The organism is Pantoea sp. B623, from assembly GCF_024814475.1.
GTDB classification, from domain to species: Bacteria; Pseudomonadota; Gammaproteobacteria; order Enterobacterales; family Enterobacteriaceae; genus Pantoea; species Pantoea ananatis.
Map to the genome: position 1 here is coordinate 564,708 of NZ_JANUXM010000004.1, position 24,171 is coordinate 588,878.

General features: G+C 50.2%; 23 protein-coding genes. 10 read left to right on the forward strand and 13 right to left on the reverse strand.

Going from position 1 to position 24,171, the window contains the following annotated elements:
• Nucleotides 1-35 precede the first annotated feature (35 nt).
• The 3 genes from NXS97_RS04490 to NXS97_RS04500 all read right to left on the reverse strand — a co-directional run bounded on the left by NXS97_RS04490 (nucleotide 36) and on the right by NXS97_RS04500 (nucleotide 3,644).
• Entirely contained in the window at nucleotides 36-1,619 is a 1,584-nt protein-coding gene (locus NXS97_RS04490; RefSeq protein WP_015700483.1) for an APC family permease, read from the reverse strand.
• A gap of 718 nt (nucleotides 1,620-2,337) precedes the next feature.
• Nucleotides 2,338-2,667 carry a DHCW motif cupin fold protein gene (locus NXS97_RS04495; protein ID WP_013025491.1) on the reverse strand — a complete coding sequence of 110 codons (330 nt, stop codon included), beginning with the start codon at nucleotides 2,665-2,667 and terminating at the stop codon, nucleotides 2,338-2,340.
• Nucleotides 2,664-3,644 (reverse strand): D-2-hydroxyacid dehydrogenase family protein, encoded by a 981-nt coding sequence (locus NXS97_RS04500; protein ID WP_112900458.1) that lies wholly within the window; start codon nucleotides 3,642-3,644, stop codon nucleotides 2,664-2,666. Before NXS97_RS04500 ends, NXS97_RS04495 begins: the two co-directional genes overlap by 4 nt.
• Nucleotides 3,645-3,941: 297 nt before the next feature.
• Between NXS97_RS04500 and NXS97_RS04505 the strand changes: the two genes are divergently transcribed.
• Genes NXS97_RS04505 through NXS97_RS04520 form a run of 4 tightly spaced genes read left to right on the forward strand, consistent with a single transcriptional unit; the run spans nucleotide 3,942 to nucleotide 6,438 of the window.
• The gene (locus NXS97_RS04505; protein ID WP_064352623.1) at nucleotides 3,942-4,520 is read left to right on the forward strand and encodes a cytochrome b; all 579 of its coding nucleotides are present in this window, start codon (nucleotides 3,942-3,944) and stop codon (nucleotides 4,518-4,520) included.
• 13 nt (nucleotides 4,521-4,533) lie between these two features.
• The gene (locus tag NXS97_RS04510) at nucleotides 4,534-5,085 is read left to right on the forward strand and encodes a tetratricopeptide repeat protein (RefSeq protein WP_200286961.1); all 552 of its coding nucleotides are present in this window, start codon (nucleotides 4,534-4,536) and stop codon (nucleotides 5,083-5,085) included.
• A complete protein-coding gene (locus tag NXS97_RS04515; protein ID WP_014606046.1) occupies nucleotides 5,066-5,623 on the forward strand; it encodes a sigma-70 family RNA polymerase sigma factor in 558 nt (185 codons plus the stop codon). The genes NXS97_RS04510 and NXS97_RS04515 overlap by 20 nt, the downstream gene beginning before the upstream one ends.
• Nucleotides 5,620-6,438 (forward strand): anti-sigma factor, encoded by an 819-nt coding sequence (locus tag NXS97_RS04520; RefSeq protein WP_015700487.1) that lies wholly within the window; start codon nucleotides 5,620-5,622, stop codon nucleotides 6,436-6,438. The genes NXS97_RS04515 and NXS97_RS04520 overlap by 4 nt, the downstream gene beginning before the upstream one ends.
• Nucleotides 6,439-6,453: 15 nt before the next feature.
• Here the strand turns inward: NXS97_RS04520 and NXS97_RS04525 are convergent, their stop codons facing one another.
• On the reverse strand, nucleotides 6,454-7,029 hold the full coding sequence (locus tag NXS97_RS04525) for a YceI family protein (protein WP_014606048.1): 576 nt from the start codon (nucleotides 7,027-7,029) through the stop codon (nucleotides 6,454-6,456).
• 549 nt (nucleotides 7,030-7,578) lie between these two features.
• On the opposite strand from NXS97_RS04525, the gene NXS97_RS04530 reads away from it, so the two are divergent.
• Nucleotides 7,579-8,016 carry a VOC family protein gene (locus NXS97_RS04530; RefSeq protein ID WP_064352626.1) on the forward strand — a complete coding sequence of 146 codons (438 nt, stop codon included), beginning with the start codon at nucleotides 7,579-7,581 and terminating at the stop codon, nucleotides 8,014-8,016.
• 189 nt (nucleotides 8,017-8,205) lie between these two features.
• Here NXS97_RS04530 and NXS97_RS04535 read toward each other — a convergent pair whose 3' ends face one another.
• From NXS97_RS04535 to NXS97_RS04565, 7 genes are all read right to left on the reverse strand, one after another.
• The gene (locus NXS97_RS04535) at nucleotides 8,206-8,724 is read right to left on the reverse strand and encodes a GNAT family N-acetyltransferase (RefSeq protein ID WP_014606774.1); all 519 of its coding nucleotides are present in this window, start codon (nucleotides 8,722-8,724) and stop codon (nucleotides 8,206-8,208) included.
• A gap of 150 nt (nucleotides 8,725-8,874) precedes the next feature.
• On the reverse strand, nucleotides 8,875-9,168 hold the full coding sequence (locus NXS97_RS04540) for a YciI family protein (protein WP_014606775.1): 294 nt from the start codon (nucleotides 9,166-9,168) through the stop codon (nucleotides 8,875-8,877).
• A 219-nt stretch (nucleotides 9,169-9,387) separates the two neighbouring features.
• The gene (locus tag NXS97_RS04545) at nucleotides 9,388-10,071 is read right to left on the reverse strand and encodes an O-methyltransferase (protein ID WP_019105809.1); all 684 of its coding nucleotides are present in this window, start codon (nucleotides 10,069-10,071) and stop codon (nucleotides 9,388-9,390) included.
• Nucleotides 10,072-10,096: 25 nt separating this feature from the next.
• Nucleotides 10,097-10,837: an SDR family oxidoreductase gene (locus tag NXS97_RS04550; RefSeq protein ID WP_026021006.1), complete on the reverse strand. Its 741-nt coding sequence runs from the start codon at nucleotides 10,835-10,837 to the stop codon at nucleotides 10,097-10,099.
• A gap of 577 nt (nucleotides 10,838-11,414) precedes the next feature.
• Complete coding sequence (locus NXS97_RS04555; protein WP_058702432.1) at nucleotides 11,415-12,083, reverse strand: haloacid dehalogenase type II; 669 nt, start codon at nucleotides 12,081-12,083, stop codon at nucleotides 11,415-11,417.
• A gap of 52 nt (nucleotides 12,084-12,135) precedes the next feature.
• On the reverse strand, nucleotides 12,136-13,467 hold the full coding sequence (locus NXS97_RS04560; protein WP_019105027.1) for an aspartate aminotransferase family protein: 1,332 nt from the start codon (nucleotides 13,465-13,467) through the stop codon (nucleotides 12,136-12,138).
• 9 nt (nucleotides 13,468-13,476) lie between these two features.
• Entirely contained in the window at nucleotides 13,477-14,538 is a 1,062-nt protein-coding gene (locus NXS97_RS04565; RefSeq protein ID WP_058706896.1) for a phosphotransferase, read from the reverse strand.
• Nucleotides 14,539-14,696: 158 nt separating this feature from the next.
• Here NXS97_RS04565 and NXS97_RS04570 point away from each other — a divergent pair, with 158 nt between their 5' ends.
• Entirely contained in the window at nucleotides 14,697-16,157 is a 1,461-nt protein-coding gene (locus tag NXS97_RS04570; protein WP_019105025.1) for a PLP-dependent aminotransferase family protein, read from the forward strand.
• Nucleotides 16,158-16,531: 374 nt separating this feature from the next.
• On the opposite strand, the gene NXS97_RS04575 is transcribed toward NXS97_RS04570, so the two are convergent.
• Nucleotides 16,532-17,371 (reverse strand): DMT family transporter, encoded by an 840-nt coding sequence (locus NXS97_RS04575; protein WP_064352627.1) that lies wholly within the window; start codon nucleotides 17,369-17,371, stop codon nucleotides 16,532-16,534.
• Between the two features lie 145 nt (nucleotides 17,372-17,516).
• Between NXS97_RS04575 and NXS97_RS04580 the strand changes: the two genes are divergently transcribed.
• Nucleotides 17,517-18,416 (forward strand): LysR family transcriptional regulator, encoded by a 900-nt coding sequence (locus NXS97_RS04580; RefSeq protein ID WP_019105023.1) that lies wholly within the window; start codon nucleotides 17,517-17,519, stop codon nucleotides 18,414-18,416.
• 136 nt (nucleotides 18,417-18,552) lie between these two features.
• On the opposite strand, the gene NXS97_RS04585 is transcribed toward NXS97_RS04580, so the two are convergent.
• Nucleotides 18,553-19,188, reverse strand: coding sequence for a DUF2268 domain-containing putative Zn-dependent protease (locus tag NXS97_RS04585; RefSeq protein ID WP_116219786.1), 636 nt, complete (start codon nucleotides 19,186-19,188; stop codon nucleotides 18,553-18,555).
• Between the two features lie 496 nt (nucleotides 19,189-19,684).
• Between NXS97_RS04585 and NXS97_RS04590 the strand changes: the two genes are divergently transcribed.
• The 3 genes from NXS97_RS04590 to NXS97_RS04600 all read left to right on the forward strand — a co-directional run bounded on the left by NXS97_RS04590 (nucleotide 19,685) and on the right by NXS97_RS04600 (nucleotide 23,871).
• Entirely contained in the window at nucleotides 19,685-20,152 is a 468-nt protein-coding gene (locus NXS97_RS04590; protein ID WP_015701122.1) for a GNAT family N-acetyltransferase, read from the forward strand.
• A gap of 522 nt (nucleotides 20,153-20,674) precedes the next feature.
• Complete coding sequence (locus tag NXS97_RS04595) at nucleotides 20,675-22,612, forward strand: methyl-accepting chemotaxis protein (protein ID WP_015700497.1); 1,938 nt, start codon at nucleotides 20,675-20,677, stop codon at nucleotides 22,610-22,612.
• 986 nt (nucleotides 22,613-23,598) lie between these two features.
• Nucleotides 23,599-23,871, forward strand: coding sequence for a hypothetical protein (locus NXS97_RS04600; RefSeq protein ID WP_116219675.1), 273 nt, complete (start codon nucleotides 23,599-23,601; stop codon nucleotides 23,869-23,871).
• Nucleotides 23,872-24,171: the final 300 nt, after the last annotated feature.

Here is a 24,171-nt window from a genome sequence, read left to right on the forward strand (position 1 = left end):
CACCTGTGCCGGAGCACAGGTGCAGGCGATAAACACTATACCGCGTGTTGGCTAAAGGATGCGGATTCCGCTTCCTCATCGGTAATGTTGGGTTGAGAAAAGCTCGCTTTAACGCCCCAAAAGTAGCAGGCCAGCGACGCGACAATAATGAGGATCATATCGAGTGGTGCGTCAATCATACCGCTTCCGCCGTAGGTACCCAGCATAGAAACCACCATGACCGCGATGTAATAAGCCAGCAGCCACCAGGCGCACTGCAAATCCTGACTGAACTGGTTGCTCTTTTTGCCAAAGATCGCGTAAGCGACCCAGGCAACAATCAGAATCGGAATCAGGATCTCATTAACAGACCAGCCGCTCCAGTAAATCAAAAGCGTACTGGCAACAAACGCCAGCGGGCTGAGAACCGCCGCAACGGGCAGACGAAACGGACGCTGCATTTCGGGCAGGTGTTGACGAAAAGCGCCCAAGGTTATCGGGCCGGGCATGTAAGTAAAAACGGTTGCCGACGTCACCGCGCCGATTAAACCGCCCCAGACCTGAAACTCGGAAGGCAATGTCCAGGCGATGGCCAGCAGCAACGACAGCCACAATGCACCACGCGGTACGCCAGATTTTGCATCCACTTTGCCAAACACTTTAAACAGATGGCCATTACGCGCCCAGGCAAACAGCACGCGCGCGGCGCCGGCCAGGTAGATGTTGCCGGTCCCGGCCGGGGAAATCACCGCGTCGATAAGAATCAGGTTAATCAACCAGGTCAGCCCCAGGCTGCGCGCCAGATCGGCATAGGGAGACTGGAATATCTGCTTCAGCCCTGCCCAGCCATGTTGTGACAGCAAATCGGTCGGTACCGCCCCCATGAACGCATACTGCAGGGCCAGGTAAATCACGAAGCTGACAGCAATGGCAATACCGATTGCCAGCGGCACGTTGCGCTGTGGATTTTTAGCTTCACTGGCAAAATCAACCGCCTGACGAAAGCCAAGATAGGCAAAGACGATCCCTGCCCCCGTCAGTGAGCTGAAAACGCCATGAGCCCCACCCGGCGGAGAAGGTGGAACATCAAGGTTCGGCGCATGGAAGTAAAGCAGAAGTGTCACGATGGTCAGCAACGGCACGATAAATTTGAAGGTGGTGACAATCGTGTTCACCCGCCCAAAGAAGCTGACGCTCCAGTAGTTGAGCAGAAAAAACACCACCAGCAGCCCAATCTGCACGCCAAACCCTAACCCCGTTGGGCTGCCGTCCTCATGCCCCAGCGCGGGCCACCAGTAGATCGCATACTGACGAACGGCCTCAACTTCTACCCCTGCGGTGCTGGTATAGGCCAGCAGCGAGCTGACACCAATCACGAAACCAACGATGTTGCCGTGCGAATAATTGGGATAGCGAACAAAACCGCCGGCGCGCGGTAGCGCTGAGGACAGCTCGGCGTAAACCAGGCCAATCATCAGAACAATCACGGCACCCAGTACCCATGCCCAGCCGGTATGGCTGCCCGCATAGCCGGAACTGTTAAGGGCGGCATATAACCAGCCCGAACCGATCATTGAGCCGATGCCAAGTAATGACAGATCGACCAACCCTAATTTCTTTTTAAGTCCCGTAGATGCCATGCTATGCCCCTGTCTGATTATTGGATGTTGTAGGTGGGAATAAAGCATATTGTGTGCCAGCAATATTTTGCTGTCGTAATAGTTTATGTAAGAAACATTCCAGATCACATAACCTGCCAGATAAGGGTTTCAGGAATCCGTTTCAACAGAAATATAAAATATCCGTAGGCGTGAGTAGCGATGTTAAGCATGAGATCAGGGTGCAACGCGCACTGCAATGATCCAGAAAATATATAGCGATGCTATTTGAAACATTCCGTCACCAGTGCAAAAGTTGTGACATATATTCAGGGGACAGGTCGTTAGCAACGCCTTTAGTCAGTTGAATGACGCCACGCAAAATAACGCGACGTGAGTCTCCCCGTCATCCCTTTGCTGTCAGGGCCTGCGTTGCAGTGATGGAGGAGCATCGAGGTGTCAAGCAGACTGCGTAAAAATGCGGATGAGGTTGGCCTTTTTCACCTCACACCCGATATTTCAATGCGTTTTCCCATCTGGTGTTTTATGAATAAAAAAGAAAGTTAAAAAAGAGAGGGGTCATCAGACATTCAGCGTAATGATGCTGCTGCGCCCTGTGTTAATGATTATGGCAATAAGAAATCATCGTCTGAAAAAGGTGCCCTCTGTCTCCTTGTTTTTTTTTAGTTCAAGGATCAGCAGAAGCACCCTATATTCAACTTGAGGCTATCCGTTGCGGTAACCGCATTTTAATCTGCCATCAGTCCACAATAAACAGCGTCGCCCCTTCTCTGGTGGTTGATCGATGGGCTTCGGCATCGTCGGCAACCTGATAACTCACGCCCGGCGTTAATACAAACGTGCGTCCATCATCCAGCTCTGTGACCATTTCGCCTTTCAGGCACAGAAGAATATGCCCTTTTATACACCAGTGATCGGCCACGTAGCCGGGGGAATAGTCGACCATTCTGACTCTGATATCGCCAAACTTTGCCACGCGCCAGAGCGCAAACCCGCTATCACCCGGATGCCGTTCTGCCTCTATCTGTGCCCAGTCTGTTATCCCGAAAGGGATATTTTCCATTTTCATTTTTCATGCTCCGTAAGAGATTCAGGATTGATTACATGGCTTCGGTCACCGTCGAAAAAGCGCACCACGTTTTCGAACGCGGTGCCGAAATACAGGCTGTAGCTGTCCTTCTCGACATAGCCGATGTGCGGCGTGCAGAGCACGTTGGGCAGTGATAACAGCGGATGCGCGGGATCGTATACCGGCTCCTGCTCATAAACGTCCAGAGCGGCAAAACCCGGGCGGCCCTGGCGCAGCGCACTCAGCAGCGCATCGGCAGCCACCAGCTCAGCCCGGCTGGTGTTGACGAACAATGCATCGGGCTTCATCTGCACCAGATCGTCGCGCGTGATATTGCCCTCGGTTGCTGCCACTAAGCGCTGATGAACGGTTATCACGTCGCTGGAGGCAAAAAATGCCTCACGGCTGGCTGGCACCATCACTCCCTCCTGCTGCGCTTCCTGCCTGGCGCGATCGCTGCCCCAGACCTGCACCCGCATACCAAATGCCTTTGCATAAGCCGCAATCCGCTTGCCAATTTTACCGTAGCCCAGGATCCCCAGCGTCTGGTTACTCACGCCCTGCCCCAGTTCTGCCTGCCAGTGACCGGCGCGCATGGTGTTAACGGCCTGAACGAACTTTCTGCGGGCTGCCATAATCAGCAGCCACGTCAGTTCAGCCGGTGCGACGGGCGAGCCGACGCCCTCGACAATCGCCACACCCGCCCGTGAGCAGGCCGCAATATCGATATTGCGGGCGACCTTACCGGTCTGACTGATGAGCTTTAGTTGCGGCGTGCGCTGTAAAAAGGCCTCGTCAATGGTGGTGCGCTCACGGATCAGGATCAAGGCCTGAGCCGTCGCCAGCGCCTGTTCTGCATCAGGATCGAGGCTGATATCCCCAACAGCGGTACAGGTAAATTGGGGATGGCATTGCAGGCAGTCGAGGCCTGCCGTGGCCTGATGATAATCGTCGGGAATACAAACCTGTATTGTCATGGGATCGCGCGCCTTAAGAATGGAGTTGGCTTGTTACCGTCGGCTGAATAACCGCCCTACATCATTAAAACAGCCTCTCGGTTACGTCAATGTCCTTGTGCAGAATGCGCGCCATGCCGCCCGAGGCAGTGCGAAGTGTGCGCCGGACGATGTCATTCGCACCTCAGCGATTGTTCACCCTTTCCCCGTCACTTATCTCGCTCTAAAACATCGCAAAAAAAGTCGAATAAAAAAGTCGAATAAAAATCCGCATACGCACGTTCACTCATCATAAACCTGAAGGAGAGAACGAAAGCCATGATTCACACACAACCCAAGAAACCCCGACAGCGCTACGACGGAATGACCCTGGCGCTGCACTGGATTACCGCGGCCAGCGTCATCTTTTTGTTTGCCAGTGCGCACATCTGGGAATGGCTGGAGCGCGGGACACCGCTCCGGAAAGGCTTACAGTCAGTGCATATTTCCTGCGGGATCGTGCTGGCGCTGGTCATGGTGATCCGTCCGGTCTGGCGGCTAATGAGCCAACGTTCGCCGCGTTACGCGATGCCCGCTGCCGCCGTTTCACGTCCGGCGAAATTCCTTTCTCACTGCGTTCACGGTGCGCTCTATCTGCTGCTGTTCACGCAAATTGTGCTGGGCTTTATGTTTCGCTGGGCGCAGCAGGAACCCTTTGGCTTTTTTGGCCTGTTCGATCTGAGCGGATGGGTGCATGTCGATCCTCTGCTCAAACATGCTCTGGGTGAATTACACAACAATGTCGCCTGGGTGCTGATTATTCTGGCCGCGTTCCATGCTCTGGCCGCCCTGTTCCATCACTATTTTCTCCGCGATAACGTGCTGCGCCGCATGCTGCCCGTTCGCCCCTCTCGTTAACTGGAGCACTACCATGAAAAACACCTTTTCACTGCTGCGTACCCCAGGCCGTAAGCTGCTGGTTCCGGCCCTGCTGTTCGTTATCCACGTCGCCCCGGCACTGGCCGCAGGCGATGACAGCACCAACAGTAAAATTCCGGACTGTCCGCGCGGGCAAGTTTACGACAGCAAGACCAAACAGTGTGTTTCCGACAAAACGGCGCGCCTGAGTGACGAAGACAAGACAAACTATGCCTATCATCTGGCGAAGAAAGGCGACTATCAGGCCGCGCTTACCCTGCTGGATAGTCTGAAACAGCCCGACACCGCAGAAGCCTGGAATTACCGGGGTTATGCCACCCGAAAACTCGGGCGTACCGACGAAGGGATCGGGTATTATCAACGCTCGCTGGCGCTTAACCCGCGCTATGCGAAAGTGCGCGAATACCTGGGCGAAGCGTGGCTGATTAAGGGCCGTCCCGACCTGGCAGAAGCGCAGTTGAAAACCATCGCCAGCCTGAGCGGTACAGGATGCGAAGAGTATCGTGATTTGCAGGCCGCCATTAATGGTCATCCGGAATCCTGATACCTACGATGAGGACAGTCACATCACGACCAGCGAAGTTCGCCAGCAGCTTGCTGCCCATCTGACGCGCCTGTGGCGCTACGGGCTGGTGCTGTCCCGAAACCACGACGTTGCTGAAGAACTCGTGCAGTCTACATGCGTACGCGCGCTCGAAAAGAGCGCGCAGTTTACGCCGGGTACCCGGATAGATCGCTGGCTGTTCTCGATCCTTCACTCTATCTGGATTTCCGACCTGCGCGCCCGCCGCGTGCGGTTAGGACAGGGCTTTGTTGAAAGTGAGGAACTGCTGGCGCCTGACACGCGGGAACGTGATGATGAACGCCTGCATTTTCAGAAAATCATGCAGCGCGTCAGCGCATTGCCAGAAGCCCAGCGCAATACCGTCTTTCTCGTCTATGTTGAAGGATTTACCTATCAGGAAGCCGCAGAGACGCTGGCCGTACCCATCGGCACCATTATGAGCCGGCTGGCAACCGCGCGTTCGGCGCTGGCAAAATCGTTCGATGCTCAGGCTTCTGCGCAGGAGAAACGCTCATGAACACGCTACGCTTTGCGCCCCCCTTCAGCGACGAAGCGCTGGTGGCCTGGCTGGATGGCGAAATGAACCCTGATGACGCACGCAGGCTCGAATTACTGCTGGAAACCGATGCTGAACTGGCTGAACGCATCGATGAACTGATGAAAAGCCAGCTCGACTTTGACACGGCCTTTGCGCCCTTACTGGATAAGGCCCCGGAAGCAAAAATGCAGCGCCGGCTCGACGCGTTGTTAAACGCGCCAGCGCAGGCACCCGCCGCCGATGTTGTCGCTACCGCGACATCGGGCATTAGCCGTCGTTCGCTGATTGCAGCCTCGCTGAGTTTTCTGATGATCGGTTCAGGCCTCGGCTACCTCGCCCGCCCGGCTAAAACCAGGCTGAGTGAGAGCGAGAAGATTCGCGATCTTGAAGCCCAGTACATGTCGCTCTACAGCGCAGAAACGCTGCTGGATGCGGATAACTCCCCTGCCGCGTTACAGCATGGCCTGGCCCGCACCGCGCAGGATATTGGCCTACATCTCAATACGCAGCAGCTTTCCCTGCCGGATGCAGAGCTGAAGATGGTGCGCATGTTGCGCTATGACAGCACATCTATCGCGCAAATTGCGTGGATCCATGCGGAATATGGCCCGATGGCGCTATGCATTTCGCCGGACGCCCAGCCTGCCTCAACCGGGCTTCAGCGCGAACAGCGACATGATATGCGCCTGGTCTGGTGGCACCACGGCGGCTATCAGTTTGTCCTGATTGGCCGCAACCCGGACGAAGCACTGGCAGACAGCGCCAGCGCCCTGAAAAACGCCCTTAGCGCTTAACGGCGTGGGACGCTTTCAAGGCACATGACTGGCCTCTGCCTGAATATCAATCTTGATCGTCACCGTATCATCCACCAACGCGGTGAAGCGATCCATATGGTAGGCCGAGCGGGAAATCGTGGTCATGGCATGTAGCGCGATCCGTTCATCGCGTTGCGCCGTGCGGTCGTGCTCTTCCATCGTGGCTTCCAGAATGACCGGTCGCTGAACGTCTTTTACCGACAATGAGCCAAAAATCCTGAAATTGCCGTTGCCCTGCGCCACGATCCGGCTGCTGGTAAAAACGATATTGGGATAACGGGGAGCATCAAAAAACATGCTGCTTTTTAACTGATACGTCAGCAGGTTGTTGGACGCGATAAGCGTGGTGACCGGAATAGTGACCTTCACACGATTATCCATTTCATTTGCCGGATTCAGCGCAACCTCGCCGGTTACGCCCGTTAATTTCGCATGCGAAATACCGCCAAATGCGTGCCATGACAGCCCTATCGCGGTGTCAGGTGTGGAAATCGTGTAGTAAAGTGAAGCCGCGTGGGATAACGGATTCAGCAGCAACCCAGCAACCAGAATAGATACAGCGCGCGTCATAACGGGATTCTCCAGTAAACAGACAACGCATTAACGCGCCAGGTAGCAACTTTATTCGATTAATACTTACAGTTATATAACATTTGAAAGGATGTGGATCCCGCCTCATCGCTTTGATGTGGAAGCGGGTAGCTTGTGCGGCTCAGACAGACTCGGGATGCCGGGTGCTGATGATGTTTTGCGGGTGCGCCTTGATGACCGGCATTCTGCTTGTAGCGTTCTGGAAAACGGTTTTGTCTGCTGTCAGCCTTGAAATAAGACTGTCTGCTTCTGGCACAAATCAGATGAGCATGTCGGGTCCGCAATAAGTGACAAGCAGACATTCGCCGTTTTTCTACACTAGATACCGGCTTGTACCTGGTCGCGTATTGTTCAACAGGGAGCAGGTAACCTGTACGGCTGTCGCTGTGGATGGCTCATAACGACATGATTCAGACCGCTCTCAGTTGTGCTTTTTCCTTAACAAATTCCATCGCACTTACCGTGAAGAAATAAATCAGCAATTTTAGATAGTTAAGTGCTCAATTTTTGCAACCAGCAGGTGATGTCATGATCTTAAGTGCTAATCACGTCGGTTTTTCAGTCAAAAATATTGAAGACGCATTATTCGTCTGGACCCATATTCTTGGAGGGAAGTTATTACGCGAAGGGAACATGTCTGGACCCATTATTGATGAAGTCACAGGCGCAAGGGGAGCGGATGTACGAATGGCTTTGCTTGAAGTGGCTGGTATGAACATTGAATTACTGCAATACAATAACATTGAACAGCCAGAAGCGCCTTCAGCACCCTATATCCCAGGCTACGCGCACCTGGCGTTTATGGTTAAGGATCTTGATACGCTCCTGAGCAAAGTATCGGACTATGGCTGGAAGACGCCAGGAAAACCCCAGACAGTCTCATCAGGCCCCATGCAGGGAACCAGAGTCATATATTTACAAAGCCCTGATGGTCAGACGCTTGAGTTGATGGAACGCAATCAATGAAGTCTACATGTCATGATCCACTACCTTCTTATCAGAGCGGTGATGTTTGCAACGTGCGCTTGGTGGCACAGAGCGGACTGACCTGCTCCCTGTAAACTAACCTACCATGATGCAAGCAGCGTCCGCTCCTGGCACTAAGCGGACGTTCCGTAGACCCGCTAAAAATTACATTTATGGTTTAATTAATTATTAGCGTACAAGCATGCGTACTTGCTTACCGCGATAGGTAACATAATCTTGAAACTGGAAACCAAAGCGCTCAGCCAGATGATTTGAACGTTTATTTTCTTCGTCAATAATGCAGCACAATGGGGAGGATAATGTCTGATCGGCCCATAGTAAAACTGCGGCCAGTGCTTCAGACGCATAACCTTTGCCTTGAACTTCAGGAATTAATGTCCATCCAGCTTCAGGGTATTTTAACTGAGGTGTGATATCACGATGAACATCCTGGAAACCAAACGAACCAGCATAACGGCCTGTAGTTTTCTCAAACACCGCCCAGTAGCCATACCCTAACGCTTGCCAGTGTCCGATATAACGTAATAAGCGGCTCCAAACACTTTCTGTCGTTGGTTTCTCACCGCCATTAATTTTAATCATTTCAGGCGTGCTCCAGCACGCCATAAGCGCTGGAAAATCGTCGAGCGTAAATTGCTTTAAAATTAGTCGTTCTGTCTCAAGTCGAGGCGCATCCTGAAATGTCATCACTTCTCCTGGTGTTAGCATATTTAAAGCGACTGCTTTACCAAAATGCACAATTCTTCTTTCAGGGACAATAAAATTTTGCCAATGCCCGCTTCTGGCACAAACCGGACAAGGTAACTAAGTTGAAGGTCCGCTATGAGAAAGCAGACATTAAGCGTTAAGCATGTCCTCAAAAGCGAGGCTCCACGATAAAACCTCAACCGATGCTCGTAAACCATGGATCCAAAAAGGGTCATCGGAAAATATGGATAAGGCTTCTTCTTCATGCTCAGCCTTAACTACCCATAGAGCTCCGACAGGTTGATCGTTATTTTTTTCACGTAATGAACCAGCAGCAAGAACCACACCTCGTTTTTGCTTTAACCAGTCCAAATGAGGATTAAGATATTGTTTTCTGACATTGTATTCACCTGGGTGATCCGTAAACCTTATTGCGAAAAGCATTCCTTCTCCCATTTTGCAGCATTTTGGATGCCGATTCCTGAATGTTAATAAGCACTAAAGATGACTTTTTATCAAGCGTTGACGTCCGTTTTTGGCACAAAGCGGACATATGCAATAAACAATGTTCGCTTTGTGAGGAATTGAATGTTTTGTGTTTATCATTCAGAAATTGTGAATAAACACTGGAGATAAGTGCGTTTTCCTGAATGATAAATAGCATCATTGGGTTTTAACGATAGCTAGAACGAAACCATCCCATCCCTTTTCACCAACAGTCTGAACTGCCGTCGCTTCAAGGCGCTCATCCTCAGAAATCATTTCTACAAATTTTCGCAGGCCTATAACGTTCGGATCTTCACTACCAGATTCGATGACATTGCCACCGCGCACGGTGTTATCTGCTACGATAACAGTGCCTGGTTTCGACAATCTGATAGCCCATTCAAGGTAGTGGGGGTTATTCACTTTATCGGCATCGATAAAAATCAGGTCAAAAGGCGCATCAAGCGTGGGTAAGACCTCAAGCGCAGCTCCCCTGTGCAACGTGACGCGCTCAGCCAGCCCCGCTTTATTGATGTTCTGACTGGCCACTTCTGCATGATGGTCGTTGAATTCAATTGTCGTTATGCTTCCATGGGGTGGAAGAGCTTTGGCCATCCATATGGTGCTATACCCCCCAAGTGTGCCTATTTCAAGAACACGAACGGCACGTGACATTTGCATGAAAATAGCCAGCATTTTTCCCTGCAAAGAGGATACGTCATGTGTCGGCAAACCTTGAGCTGAGTTATTAGCGAGAGCGTATTTTAAATCTGAATCTTCAGCGGCTAGCTTTTCAGAAAACCAGGCATCTACCTGAGCCCATTTATCGGAATCTTGTGAAGGGTAATCCGGAATGCGCATATGAATTTACTCTCCTTAAAAAACTTCAGTAATGAACCAGCCCACCATCTACAGCATACTGGCTGCCGGTAACATAGGATGCGTCATCGGACAGCAGGAAAAGTGCAACTGCAGCGGCCTCTTCTGCTGTTCCGGCTCGGCCTAAAGGAACCTGGCTTACCACAAAATCTTCAAACTGCTGACGTGACTCTTCTGGCATAAAGTGCCTGAAGTTGGTTTCAATCGGACCCGGCACCAATGTGTTAGCGCGGATACCGCGTTCAGCCAGCGCTGATGCCCAGCTTTTGACCATAGCGATAATGGCACCTTTCGTCGCTGCATACAGACTTGTCATCGCCGCACCTTCATAGACAGAGGAGGAAGAAGTTACCAAAATAGACGCGCCTGAATTGAGCGATTCGGACAGGGCTGCCAGCTGTAGCATCGGGCCTCGCACATTAACGTTCATCATACGATTAAAAGAATCTGCCGTTACAGATTCCGGGGAGCCTACTTCAGCATAACCGCCATTTAGCCATAATCCATCAAGTGAACCCCAGTCGTTAATAGCCTCACCAAGCCCATGTATATCAGCTTCGCTTGCAGCATCGCTTTTCAGAATAAGCGAAGCTGCAGGAAGCAGACTGCGTGCACGCTCCAGTCTTTCTTCATTAAGACCGGTTATGGCTACATGGCCACCTTCCGTGACAATACGCTGAGCGCCTGCCAGCCCCATGCCACTCGTGCCTCCAGTAATTAGTATCCGTTTACCCTTAAATCTGCCCACGCTTACAGCCTTATTTGTCTCTGGAATCAGCATTTAACTTACGTAAAAAAATACTATTCATCATCTGTTTCATTATGCAACGATGACATTGTTGCCTGAAGGTCCGCTTCTGGCACAGAGCGGACAGGCTAATTGAGCTAAGGTCCGCTATGAGCGAGGAGCGGACATCAAATGGTGGTCACAGGTAAGCTCTGGCACATTAGACATAACAACCCCTGGCCGCACCATCTGAAAAGCTCTCAGCGCGTTTCCGCCGCGTCCGGGCTGTTTCCGGCACCTTTCCCTGCTTCAAAACCTGAAAAACGCGCCTGATGATTTCTGCGCGCCTGCATGATTATGTAGTAAAAGCTATTCTCGACAAATTAGTGCGTGCAGATGCTGAAAACGTCCGCTTCTGGCACAAAGCGGACGCTAACATCTCTTCCTTTGTCCGCTATGAGCGATTAACGGACATTGCAAACACTCTTCTGTGCAAATCGACGGGAAGTAGTTCAGATTGTCTGTTTCATAGCCCGTTTTTTCCGGAAACGTGAACCGGCGGACCGGACGCTCACCGGCTGAGTGCCCGGTGCCGGGTTTAAAGACCCAGCACGCCTGCCAGGCCACCGATATCCCTGATTTCATGATACTGATAAAAAGGCGTGCCCGGCTCGTGGCCACGCTGTACGAAAACCTTATGAACAATGCCCATATCATGCGCCGTCATCAGGTCATAACGCATGCTGGATGAAACGTGCATAATCTCTTCCGGTCCGCATCCCAGTTGATCCAGCATATATTCAAACGCCTTCATCTGCGGTTTGTAAGCCTGCGCCTGCTCTGCGGTGTACACCGCGTGAATGGGAGCCCCCAGTCTGGGCACATGGTACGTGATTAAATCGTTCATTGAATTCGTCAACAGAACCAGGGGTATCTCTCTGGCCACCTTGCTCAGTCCAGCGGGAACATCCGGATGCGGTCCCCAGGTCGTCACAGCGTGATTAATGGCCGCACAGTCCTCGTCGTGGCAGACAATTTTCCATTTTTTACAGGTACGTCTGACGGAATTGTTCACAACTTCCGCGTAGGGTTTCCAGGCACCAAGCACTTCATCAAGACGATAAGCCGCAAAATCTTTAACAAATGCCGCCATATCGTTGCCGTTAATACGATCGGCAAATTGTGTTCTGGCTGCGCCGGCCATATCGAAATTGATCAAGGTACCGTAGCAGTCGAACGTAATATATTTTGGTTTGAACAGCGACATCGTCATATTCTCCTGGTTGTCTGTTTTGTTTAAAGCATGCTGGCGATCATTTTTAATTAAACATCTCTTCCATTACGTCGGTCATGACAGCAAGAAGGTAGTGCGCGTTTTCGGCAGAGAAAACCAGGGGCGGCCGTATTTTTAAAACATGGCTGTCCTTACCACAGGCGCTGATAAGAATCTGGCGCGCCCTTAAACGGTTAACCACATCCAGCGCATATTCCCCGGCCGGTTTTTTAGTTGCATTATCGCTGACCAGCTCTGCGCCAATAAATAATCCGCTGCCTCTGACATTACCTATAACGGGAAAGCGTTGTGCCAGCGTATTCAGCCCGTTAATCAGTAACTGGCCCGTTTCAGCGGCGTTCTGTTGCAGCTGTTGTTTTTCGATAACATCAAGCACGGCCATCCCGGCAGCGCAACTGACCGGGTTACCGCCAAACGTATTAAAATAACGGGCAATCCCGGCGAAGCGTTGCAAACAGGCTGGCCGGGCAACCACGCCACCAATGGGAAGACCATTGCCCATGGGTTTCCCCAGGATGACTAAATCGGGAACAATTCCGTGGCGCTCAAATCCCCACATGTGCGTGCCCAGCCGGCCAAATCCAGGCTGAACTTCATCGGCAATAAACAGCCCACCCGCCTCACGAATCGCCGTCACTGCCCCCTGTAAAAAGCCTGCCGGCCCGGAATAAATTCCGTCGCTTGAAAAAATGGTATCGGTGACCAGCGCGGCGGGACGAATACCGTGGCGCCGCAGATCGGCTATGGCGTTGCGCACAGCCTCTGTGAATAAATCGGCCGTATTGCCCTCGCCCTGGTGATAAGCATTGGGTGCCGGGACAACACGCACGTGAGCGCCCAGCGGCACCCCCTTACCCAGCGACGGTGAGATTTCAGCAACTGCGGCGGTAATGCCGTGATAGGCATTTTCCGTCACAATGATGCCCGTACCGTCTGTGTGGCAACGGGCAATACGAAGCGCAAGGTCGGACGATTCACTGCCTGTGCAGGTAAACATGACATTGCTTAAGTCTGACGGAAACGTTGAGACCAGCCGTTCGGCATAATCCAGCACCACCTCATTCAGATAACGTGTATGCGTATTCAGCGTGCATAATTGCCGGCTGACCGCGTCAGTGACGGCGGGATGACAATGCCCCACTGCGGGTACGTTGTTATAAACATCCAGATAAGCTTTACCATATTGGTCATAAAGCCATACACCTTCACTGCGAACGACGTGCAGCGGATGTTTATAAAATAATTTATATGAGGGACCCAGCACACGGCCCCGACGCGCAATTAACGCGGCGGTATGGCGATCCAGGATGGTATTTTCAGACGGTTCGTAGGCATTGACCATTAGGGCAGGTTTCATCATTCCCCCTCAGTTACAGGCCGCGCGCAGTATTCTGCGGGCAGATAAAAAATCGATCGTTATTAACCGGGAAAGTCCCAGCCACGCAGAGTGGGTATTTTTTAAGATGTATTTTCTGTTTTCCGGATAGAGACGAGCGCGATATTCGGTGATGACGATCGTCATACATAACCTGGCAATAATCAGGTCATACAGCATGTCAATTTCTTCCCTCTCGAGCGGAAAGACAGAATGATAGCCCTGCACTAAAGGAATTATATGATCAAACGGATTCTCACCTGAAAGATGATAACTTGCTGCAATGGCAATATCGTTTACGCGCGCCGTATACGTCATATCACCGAAATCAAAAATACCCGATATATTTGCTGGTTCGTGAGGTGACATGACAAAATTATGCGGATTCATATCGGCATGAATGATCTGCTTACTGAAGTTTCTTATCGGCCCTACAATCCGCGTATCGATGTGGTCGAAAAACTGATAAACCGCTTTCCATTTTTTGTCCGGGCAGTGACCGGGCAAAAAGACCTGACAGTCAGCGATATGACTCAGATCCCAGTTTAAAGGCCGGAACGCGCCATCATGACGAAAGTCTTTTAAAACACGTCCCAGTCTGGCCAGTATCACACCGATATTAAAGAACTGAGCCTCACTCTCCGGTAAAGTTCGCAGAGGAACGCCGTCCAGCCAGGTGCTGAGCCAGGTCAGACGCGGTGGCGTCCCTGACTGAGCATCCAGCGTCTGACTTAATAGCACAGTCTGGCCGGTCTGACTTTTTATGATCCTCGGCACTGGTAAATCCGGTGCCTGCCGCGCTATCCACTGCAACGCCTGCACCTGCAGGTCCGTTGTTTCGGGACAGTCGGCGGGGTTGGCCAGCCGCAATATACCGCGCTTCCCGGAAGCATCCTCGAGACAAAAAAGCTCATCCCGCTCGCTGGCCAGCCGTTGAGCACGGGCCTCCCAGCCATAATTTCGCCTGACAAAATCCTCAATGCGCTGCGGCGAAGACGCGTCCACCGACGTGATCATACTGGCATGAAGCCGGACATCATAAGACTGCGCCATAGCTTGTCCCGGTGTTGAAGCAACCGATTTCACAGCCGCCCCGTCACCCGAAAATAAAAAGTGTGGATGATGGCACAGCGTGATTATCCCCCGATGAGGTTGGCTGAAAAATAAGACATAATGGACTGACACTCTATAGCCAATCCGGATCAATTTTTATGTCCACTTCCCAATCCGTTCTGCTCTGCGATCTTATTCTTCAGGATATTGATGCCGATGCGCATCGTCCCCTGCAGGTCAGGATTTTCAGCATTATTCAGAAGGCGATACTGGGTGGCATGTTGATTTCCGGGTCCAGGCTGCCCTCAACACGTCAGCTTTCTGCTGAGCTCGGTGTGTCACGTATGACGCTGACGCTGACCTATGACAGACTTTCCGCTGAGGGCTACATTCTTTGCCAGCGTGGCAAAGGCACTTTTGTCGCCGACGTTGCGCCTTCAGCAACCGGCCGGCTGGCGCCTGCGCCCCCGGAAGCCCAGGCGGCGTTGTCATCGCGGGCGAAAATCATGATTTCAGGTGTTTCCGGCGTTTCGCAGCATGCAGGCGCGTTTGTGCCCGGGGTAGTTGAAACCAGTAACTTTCCCTTTCCGGTGTGGAAGCGCATGCAGAACCGCCATATTCGTCGGCCCGCGGCGCACATGACCGGCTACGACAGCGAAGGTGGCTATTTACCTTTACGCGAAGCGATTGCGCATTATCTGCAGGTTTCCCGCTCGGTGGTGTGCCAGCCGGAACAAATCCTTATCACCATGGGCAGTAATCAGTCACTGAGTCTGTGCGCCCATATGCTGGCGGATCCCGGTGACAGTGCGTTAACAGAGGATCCCTGTAACTGGAGCACCGCCCTGCTCTGGCAGGCAGCAGGACTGAACATTATCCCCGTACCCGTTGATGATCAGGGCATTGATATCAGCCAGTTTTCGTTTGCGGCCCCGTTTCCCAGATTGCTGTTCACCTCGCCGTCACATCAGTATCCGATGGGCGTTGCGCTCACGTTGCAGCGCAGGCGTCAACTCACCGAACTGGCTGCCGAATACGGCTTCTGGATCGTTGAGGACGACTACGACAGCGAGTTCCGTTACGACAGGAGTCCGATCTCGTCTCTGCAGGGACTGGACAGCTACCAGCGCGTTATTTACTGCGGGACGTTCAGTAAAGTCATGTTTCCGGGATTACGCATCAGCTATATGGTGTTGCCGGAAAAACTCGCGGGTGCCTTTAAAAAAGGGCTGGTTCAGCTTTACCGCCCAGGCCAGTTTACGGTGCAGGCGGCGCTGGCTGACTTTATCAGTGAAGGCTATTTTTCCACCCATATCAGACGGATGCGCGGGATTTACGCTGAGCGTCAGCACACGCTGCGCAGCGCGTTGACTCAGGTTTTTGGCAATGAAGTCACGATGTCCGGGGGGAATGCAGGGCTGCACCTGACGGCCCTGTTTAATGCGTCAGTTGATATAAACAGGATGACGGCCAGTGCGGCCAGTAAAGGTGTCGCGTTAAGGGAACTCGGGCACTATTATTTTCAGCCCCGTCGGAGCAACGGCCTTGTGCTGGGCTTCGGTGGCATAAAGAGCGAAAACATTGCTTCGGCCGTTAACATTATGGCGGAATCAATCTGACTGCCCTTTAAGAAGGCATGATGAGCGATAACAGTCGTAGAGGTGTTATCCCCCTCAGACAGGGTAACCATCGATAAACAGATGTGAAAACTTGCTCACTGTTTTGTGGTTCCCTGAAAATGGAAGCTGGCTTTTGTAACGGTGATTTCTGTGCTGCGTGAAATATCTGATTCAGGCTGAGTTGACAGTTTGCTGACTGAAGTGCTCATGATTGTAAACGGGCAAAGTCTGCTATGAGCGATAAGCGGACATTGGTTTTATGAGCGTTTCAGAACTTAAACAGTCGTAACTGGTCTTTAATCTGGTATTGCCGAGCAGCAAGAATCATTCGCACAACGTATATGAGCACGCACGACGCTTGGTGAAAATAAATACTAGATCCTCAGAACCACAACGCCGGAAATTATCATAAAAAGGCCTGACAATTGTGGCAGACTCAGACGCTCCTGTTTCAGAGTAAAGCCCAGCAATGCAGTAACTGCGCTGGCCAGAGAACTTAAAACCGTAACTACAGCAACGTGGCCAAGGCTTGCTCCGTATGCAAGCGTAAAGAAGCCTGTAAGGCTCATACAGCTGATACAAAAAAGCAAACCAAGCATCCCTAAAGAAGGGCTTTTCACGTCTTTTCTACCCATAACGACCAGAGACAGAAACATCAGAGCGGTGGCATAGTAAATCCATAGCGACTGTATTACGCCCAGTTCTTTAACTGCAAACTCACCCTGCAGCCAGAATCCCAGCCCAAGCGATAGTGAAGACATCAAAGCGAAGCCGACGGAAGCCGGGGATTCTCTTTTTCCGTCGTGCGAAGGTGAAATGCTGGCAAGACAGGCACCGAGTATGCACAAAAAAAGGCCGGATAAAATAATCCATGAAACCTGCCTGCCACTGATAATGGCGAGCACAGTTGTTACTGCGCCGTACAAGGAAACAAGAGGCGCAACGACTGAAACTTTCCCAATTGAAAGCGCTTTTAGCAAAAAAGCCATGCCCAACAGATTACAAAATGAGGCAATGGCTGCAGTCAGAAGTCCTGAAATCTGAAGCTCAAAAGGAATTGAGAAAACGAAAAAAATAAGCGAAAGCATCATTAACCCAAACAACTGGCTCACAAAAAGCGCCTTAAAAACCCCAAGTTCACGGGCTGCTTTTCCTGACAAATAATCCGTACCGCCCCAGCAAAGTGCAGATAATAATCCCATTAACAGATACATAACCGCCCTTATCAATATTTTCTACTGCTACGAATACGAAGCTGCTGACCATGACAGCGAAAGTGTTGAGTACACTGTGCTTAAGGACGTAGCTGCTGTAAAATTAAAGTTCAAGATCCTAATCATTAGGTGAGCTACTGATAAAATGATGAATCTTTTGCACTGGCGCTTGATTGTTGCCGTTGCCGATTCTGGAAATATCACGCGAGCTGCAGAGCAGACAGGCATGACTCAGTCTGGAGCCAGCCAGGCAATTGCCCAGTTAGAAGCCTCCCTAGGATTCCGGATGTTTATTCGCGAACGGCGACATACCAGTGTTACCGCGCTGGGTGAAGAGGTCATCGGACACGCAAGGCTTATGGTGTCCCGACTGGATGCTATCAGGGCACTGGCCGACGACGAGCGTGGCCTGAAAGACGCCCGCATCAGAATAGCCAGCTTTCCGACCGTAACTTCAACATTCTTACCCGGCCTGCTGCGAGAATTTAAACGCCTGCATCCGGGTATTAATGTGGTTGTTCTTGAAGGAACGGATCATGAAGTGGAAGAGTGGCTTTCGAAAGACACTGTAGATCTCGGCGTAGTCATGAACCCTCTGCCCGGCTATTGTGACTTACTTCTGGGAAGGGATGAATGGGCTGCGGTGCTACCAGCTGGTCATGCTCACTCCCGTCAGGCAGCGTTGAGCGGCATATCGCTAGAGGTTCTGACAAGTCTGCCGTTTATTCTTGCAACGGGCGGCTGTGCAGTGAACCCAAAAAGCCTTGCTGAGCAGGCGGGTTTGCAGATCTCTGACATCCGTATAACCGTACGAGACTGGATTAGCGCCTGTATGTTAGTGCGCGAAAATATGGGAGTTGCTCTTATTCCCCAGTCAGCATTGCCTGCTGATTTGCATGGTTTATCTGTTATAACAGTAACCCCAAGGATTTACCGGGAATTTGGCCTTATTTGCTCTTCATTAGGCAGATCTTCACCTGCGGTTCAGACGTTGTTAGAAAGTTTGTTTAACAGGGCCGGCACAACACTCAAATATGAAATCTAAAGTCTGCTAAAGTTCCGCTTCTGGCACAAAGCGGACAGGCTGACTGAGCATGAGGTCCGCTATGAGCGAAAAGCGGACCAAGCGAGTTTCGCTTATGAGTTGAATAACAGCGTTAGAGAAATTAGAAGTATGTACTTCATATAAAAGCCTTTAACTCCTCAGCCTTTATGTTCGCCAGCATTGATGCTTTCAAATGTGGTGATGAAGCGAGATACCTGGATATCAGATTGAACCCTGCGCTATAACCCAGCCACCTTGGCAAATCTCCTGTTCCGAAAAACCAGGTATTATGGTCGTAATCAGTGTGATTCCAGTTTTCAAACACTAGTGGATAGTAGGGCTTAACAATATCGGACTTGAGGCTTTCCCAGGGCTCAGCTTCACCACCCAAAAGCTCAAGAGAAAAATGGCCGGCAAGTCCTTCAGAGACCAGTGCTTCCCCCAGCGTTGAGCCGTATCCCGGTCCTGCCCACCTTGCCGCATGGTGAAGTTCATGAGCGAACATACGTTCAATAGAATGCGCAACGTTTTTGCAAAATGCAGGGTTTTCAGGATCGACGGTTATATAGATAACACCAGATTCAGGACAAAAACCGGCATGCCCTTTTTCGGGGATAACAGACTTCCCAGCCTTAACTATGACATCAACTGAAGGGGTCGCCATCAGCCTTGTGACTTTTACATAGGTATCGGTCAGGGTAGTTCGCAGCCATTCACAGTGAACAGTGAGTTTTTCCTGAGCATTCAGAATATGGATGGTTATTTGAGGCATGTCAGTCTTACCCAGAATCATTAGTAATGTGCGTATATTAACAGACATACAGGGCATGTAATGTTGCTGCTCAGCAGTGGCCGACCAATGATCACTAATGTCAGCATCTGGCACAGAGCGGACGCTAACATTTCTTTCTTTGTCCGCTATGAGTGATCTGCGGATATTGTTAACAGCGTTCTGTGTAAGAGCAGGTTATCGCCACCCGCATTGGACAGAAATTGTCCTAAGTGCAGTATGTAAGCAATCAGTATGCGTTCATGTCCCACACTTCCTTAAGACCGTGTGTCACTCACTTTATAAATAAAATTAGGCATATAGCTTACTTATAACCTGATCTGGTACCCGTTGATTCACAGGGGCTGTTATTATCTACTTCCGCCTTTGGCATGGAGAAAACATCCTGGGCAATAAGGACAGAAGCTGTACCGGTGTCATAAGGGGCACCCAGGAAATTCTGTCCAGTCTAAGCAGACTGAAAACACTGGAGTGGCTCATGGATATTCATTTCGCAGAAATCTCCCCGGACAGCTCAGGATTTGTCGAATTGCGAACGCAGAGCATGACTGAAGGATTGAACATGCTGCGTCGGCTAGAAGAAAATTGGCTCAGCGGCTATAACCGTTTTGACAGGCCTGGAGAAAAACTGATTGGGGCTTATGTTGATCGTTTAATTATTGGCGTGTGTGGGCTTAACGTCGATCCTTTTACACAAGAAACTGGTGTCGGTCGTCTACGGCATCTTTATGTAGACACTGAATGGAGAAAAAATCGGATTGGCAGTGCTCTACTCAATGAGATTCTGAAAGATGCTGGCCGCTGGTTTGATTTTATCAACACGAATGCACCTTCATCAGCATTCACTTTCTATGAACGAGCTGGTTTTGTAGCTTTATCAGGTGTAGAAAAAGTTACACATCAGTTATGCCTGAAAAACCCAGCACGGCACTTCATCAGGTACTGAACACAAATCCAACTCTTGTCCAAACATGCTGAGTGGCTGCCGAAACACCTTACGGAGATTAAAGTACCTGACTGGCAGCTATGAGCGAGAAGCGGACATTGCTAATAGCGTTATGAGTGAATCAACGGGGAGCAGGTCACTCGCAGCGATCAAAGCGCCTGCCAGGTCAGATAGTTTTGCTTCACCTTACACCCCCGAGACAACGTCCTTCGGCGACATATTAATAATACATGTGCGCGAACCGCATTTAGTTCAGCCGACTCATTCAAATCTCAGTAAAAATTCTCAGATGAAAATCCAGCAATGGCTAATGCCGCTGCGAACAGAACTTCATCCCGAGAAAAAATGATTATTTAGCTTAAGTGCTTTGTTTAACGTTACTAAAAGTTTATTCCGTAAAGCAGTAAATCAACAATGCGGTATAAAGTTAATGAAGGAATAACCGATAAAAAGGTTAAGGTGCTTTGCAAATGTATCTTTTGCAATTGTCACTATAACGAACTAATTCACCAGGAATTATAAATGAATAAGATTCTAAACAATATAAGTCTTACCGCCAAATTTGCCATTCTGGGCCTGTTTTCCCTTGTTCTGTTCTCAGTTCCTACCATGCTTTTTGTTTCCGAAGGTAATAAATACATTCAGGACAAGCAAAGAGAGCTAACAGGTGTACCCGTAGAAAATAAGATTTTAGCCCTGCTGAATTTGATACAGCGCCATCGTGCAGAAACCGCCCTGGCCATTGCAACTAAAAATCCAGCAACACCGTCCCGCGTTCAGGTCAGAGATGAAATTGAAAACATCACTGACGTTATTACTAAAGATATGGCCAAGACAGAAGGCAGCGCTGCCATAATCAGCAAAATTAATGATGTGCGCACACAGTGGAGCCAGCTACAGCAGAGAATAGATTCTTCACAACTGACTCTGACAGCCAGTCTTGATGCGCATGCCCTCCTCATCCGCAACCTTTTGAACGCGAACCGTGATGTGCTGGATTTTTACGGCCTTTCTCTCGATTCAGATATCAACACGTACCGTTTAATTACGAGTAATTTTTCATCATTGCCTGAATTGACCGAAAGCCTTGGGAAAATACGTGCATTCGGCACTTCCCTTCTTGCCCGAAATGAAAGCATAAGTGAAGCAGACTCTGTCCGTATGGAGTCTTTAATCAGTAATGGTTCGTATAACCTGAATTTATTTGTTCAGGATTCTGAAAAACTATTTTTATCTGATAACACACTTAAGCAAAAGTTCAGTGCAGATGCAGATGCAGCCGTTCAGGAGGCAAACAGTGCTCTCAAAACCGCTGAGGCGATTTTTATTAACCGGAGCATGACGAATCAAAACCCGAAGGACTATGCAGCGCTCTTTACGCACGCTATTAACAAATTCAGCGACTACGCCATTGGTGGAGGTAATGAGCTGAGTGAAATACTGAATGCGCAGATTAAGGAACACCGATATGCACAATATGCACTACTGACCGTTCTTGTTTTTATCGTCCTGTTGGCAGTAATTTTCGCTCTGGTTATCATTCGCTCCGTTACCAGACCTGTCAGTGCAGCATCAAAGCTGGCGCTTGAAGTCGCAGGTGGTGACCTTACGTCAACATTTACGGTGACAGGACGTAATGAAACTGCCGGACTGCTCAAGGCATTACTGCAAATGAGTCAGCGACTTACACTTACGGTTGAAAGCATCAAAAGCAACGCTGTCACTATCGCTACCTCATCTGAAGAAATTGCTCGCGGAAATGGTGATCTTTCTGCGCGAACTGAACAACAGGCAGCCTCTCTGGCTGAGACTGCGGCCAGTATGGAGCAGTTATCGTCAATTATCGGCAATAATGCAGATAACACGCGCCATGCTGCTGAAATGGCCAACTCCGCTACCAGTGCGGCCTTAAGAGGCGGTGAGGCGATGGAGTCAGTGCTGGCTTCAATGGAAAAAATAAGCAACAGTGCGGGGCAGATTAAAGAAATCATCTCCGTTATTGACGGGATAGCGTTTCAGACGAATATTCTTGCTTTAAATGCAGCCGTTGAAGCTGCCCGGGCAGGTGAGCACGGCAAGGGCTTTGCTGTTGTTGCATCTGAAGTCAGGGCACTGGCACAGCGATCGGCTGGAGCGGCGAAGGAGATCAAAGGACTGATTGAGCAGTCAGTTGAGCATGCCGAACAGGGCATTTCGATGGCCCGGGATGCCGGTGAAAAAGTTAAGCAAAGCGTGGAAGCTATTGAGCAAACATCTCAATTAGTCAGAGAGATTTCATCTTCTTCTGAAGAACAAAGTGCGGGCATATCTCAGATAAATATTGCGGTGACACAGATGGATCAGGTTACGCAGCAGAATGCCGTACTGGTTGAAGAGTCTGCATCATCTGCTGATGAACTTGCAAGCCGGGCCGCAAGCCTGAGGGATGCTGTCAGCGTATTCCGCACAAACGCTGTATAATTGGTTCAAATACTTTGGTTGTGTGCCATTTAATGCGGCAACATTTTTACAAAACTGCGTCTGTATTTGCACTTGATAAGCCATCTTCAGGGATGGCTTATCTCATTTAAAACCATGATAAAGTTATACTTTTGCACTTAAAGGCCCGGTGGACTAATTAAACGCCTGTTGAAATATTTGGCATTACCCCCCAATTGCCCATATGAGCTACGCTCATAACATCCGTAATGCAACCTGCAACGCGTTCCTCTTTAAAGTTGTTTCTATTGCAGATGGCCTTCATAATTCCTCTCGTGCCGGACGGCGCGTTACACCTTCCCCCTGGGGCGCTGTTCTGCACTCGCGCCATCCGGCCATTCAGTCAAATCTCTTACTACGCAGTTTCATAAATCAGACTTCAAATTTGAAAATGGCGATATGCAGAAAATCATTAGATGCGGGGTTAGCTGCATAGAGGCGCTGACCTGCTCCCGGTAAACTAACATTCCATGATGCAAGCAACGTCCGCTTTTGGCACAAAGCGGACAGGCTGACTGAGCTGAAGGTCCACTTTGAGCTGTGAATTCAACCGATGAACGCACACATGCATAACGCCTCTGATGAACAGAGCGCTGAACTGTGCTGAATTTATCAGGGTTCAGGAAGCAGACTGAAGATCACCAAAAAAGAGACGTCATTTTATTAGAAAAAGCCATTCGGCCTGCTCTCCTGATCCTAATCCTAATCCTAATCCTAATCCTAAATACGAGGTATCACATGTTCGTCAGGACGCCATTCCTTCCGCTTATTAATATTTACTTACCGTAATTAACTAAAGGTGTCATCAAACTGTCATCAAAAAATCTTTGAATAACCGAGGCGCATCTGGGTTTCACCTTCCAGGGAACCCGCTGTGTTCCTGCAAGTTTTTGTGATTACGTTTCTCAATTCGCTGAGCGCTGTCAGGGCAATCAGCCTTCTGTTTTCTTAAGCTGAGAGGAATCGTTATGCCTGTATCTGTTATAAAATACGCAGTTAAAACCGCCGCGTTAGCAGCGGTCGTACTGGCTGGCCTGCAGGGCGTTTCGTTCGCAAATGATCTGCCTTCTCGCACGACTTTAGGGCCCGATTCAGTTAAAGAAATGTCCGCTCAAAAAGCAGACGCCTCCACTAATGAAAGCGCTACCAAACTGGCCGCGTGGCATCACCATCTGGAGATTAATCCGGGTTGTAATGATCCCTCTTCAGGTCTCGGTTGCACCGACGATGACAATGCATAACGCGTAAAAGCGGCAGGCACCGTTTACAGATGCGGTGTCTGCACTGAGAGGAAGAGATAAAAAGTACCGTCATCCAAACTGCTATTCATCCAGGCACTGGAGCATGAGGCATATAAAGCCTCTTACAAAGTAAAGGCTGGCGTCGCGTGCTGGTTACTGCCCTGCCGACCCGGCCATTCCTACCGGTTTCTTTACAGGGTCTTGCCAGATACCCGTTTACCTGTAGAGGGTCAGAGGTGTCGTGAGTTTGAACCTCCTCCGTTCACGGGAATTCGCGGAGAACAGATAAACCCGATGCGG

What these genes read in the sequence shown, in the direction of transcription:
- NXS97_RS04575 (WP_064352627.1), bottom strand. Translation starts at nt 17,371, where the DNA reads ATGTATCTGTTAATGGGATTATTATCTGCACTTTGCTGGGGCGGTACG.
- NXS97_RS04595 (WP_015700497.1), top strand. Translation starts at nt 20,675, where the DNA reads ATGAATAAGATTCTAAACAATATAAGTCTTACCGCCAAATTTGCCATT.
- NXS97_RS04545 (WP_019105809.1), bottom strand. Translation starts at nt 10,071, where the DNA reads ATGCGCATTCCGGATTACCCTTCACAAGATTCCGATAAATGGGCTCAG.
- NXS97_RS04515 (WP_014606046.1), top strand. Translation starts at nt 5,066, where the DNA reads ATGGTCATCCGGAATCCTGATACCTACGATGAGGACAGTCACATCACG.
- NXS97_RS04585 (WP_116219786.1), bottom strand. Translation starts at nt 19,188, where the DNA reads ATGCCTCAAATAACCATCCATATTCTGAATGCTCAGGAAAAACTCACT.
- NXS97_RS04500 (WP_112900458.1), bottom strand. Translation starts at nt 3,644, where the DNA reads ATGACAATACAGGTTTGTATTCCCGACGATTATCATCAGGCCACGGCA.
- NXS97_RS04590 (WP_015701122.1), top strand. Translation starts at nt 19,685, where the DNA reads ATGGATATTCATTTCGCAGAAATCTCCCCGGACAGCTCAGGATTTGTC.
- NXS97_RS04525 (WP_014606048.1), bottom strand. Translation starts at nt 7,029, where the DNA reads ATGACGCGCGCTGTATCTATTCTGGTTGCTGGGTTGCTGCTGAATCCG.
- NXS97_RS04535 (WP_014606774.1), bottom strand. Translation starts at nt 8,724, where the DNA reads ATGACATTTCAGGATGCGCCTCGACTTGAGACAGAACGACTAATTTTA.
- NXS97_RS04505 (WP_064352623.1), top strand. Translation starts at nt 3,942, where the DNA reads ATGATTCACACACAACCCAAGAAACCCCGACAGCGCTACGACGGAATG.
- NXS97_RS04580 (WP_019105023.1), top strand. Translation starts at nt 17,517, where the DNA reads ATGATGAATCTTTTGCACTGGCGCTTGATTGTTGCCGTTGCCGATTCT.
- NXS97_RS04520 (WP_015700487.1), top strand. Translation starts at nt 5,620, where the DNA reads ATGAACACGCTACGCTTTGCGCCCCCCTTCAGCGACGAAGCGCTGGTG.
- NXS97_RS04540 (WP_014606775.1), bottom strand. Translation starts at nt 9,168, where the DNA reads ATGCTTTTCGCAATAAGGTTTACGGATCACCCAGGTGAATACAATGTC.
- NXS97_RS04570 (WP_019105025.1), top strand. Translation starts at nt 14,697, where the DNA reads ATGTCCACTTCCCAATCCGTTCTGCTCTGCGATCTTATTCTTCAGGAT.
- NXS97_RS04560 (WP_019105027.1), bottom strand. Translation starts at nt 13,467, where the DNA reads ATGAAACCTGCCCTAATGGTCAATGCCTACGAACCGTCTGAAAATACC.
- NXS97_RS04555 (WP_058702432.1), bottom strand. Translation starts at nt 12,083, where the DNA reads ATGTCGCTGTTCAAACCAAAATATATTACGTTCGACTGCTACGGTACC.
- NXS97_RS04600 (WP_116219675.1), top strand. Translation starts at nt 23,599, where the DNA reads ATGCCTGTATCTGTTATAAAATACGCAGTTAAAACCGCCGCGTTAGCA.
- NXS97_RS04490 (WP_015700483.1), bottom strand. Translation starts at nt 1,619, where the DNA reads ATGGCATCTACGGGACTTAAAAAGAAATTAGGGTTGGTCGATCTGTCA.
- NXS97_RS04495 (WP_013025491.1), bottom strand. Translation starts at nt 2,667, where the DNA reads ATGAAAATGGAAAATATCCCTTTCGGGATAACAGACTGGGCACAGATA.
- NXS97_RS04510 (WP_200286961.1), top strand. Translation starts at nt 4,534, where the DNA reads ATGAAAAACACCTTTTCACTGCTGCGTACCCCAGGCCGTAAGCTGCTG.
- NXS97_RS04565 (WP_058706896.1), bottom strand. Translation starts at nt 14,538, where the DNA reads ATGGCGCAGTCTTATGATGTCCGGCTTCATGCCAGTATGATCACGTCG.
- NXS97_RS04530 (WP_064352626.1), top strand. Translation starts at nt 7,579, where the DNA reads ATGATCTTAAGTGCTAATCACGTCGGTTTTTCAGTCAAAAATATTGAA.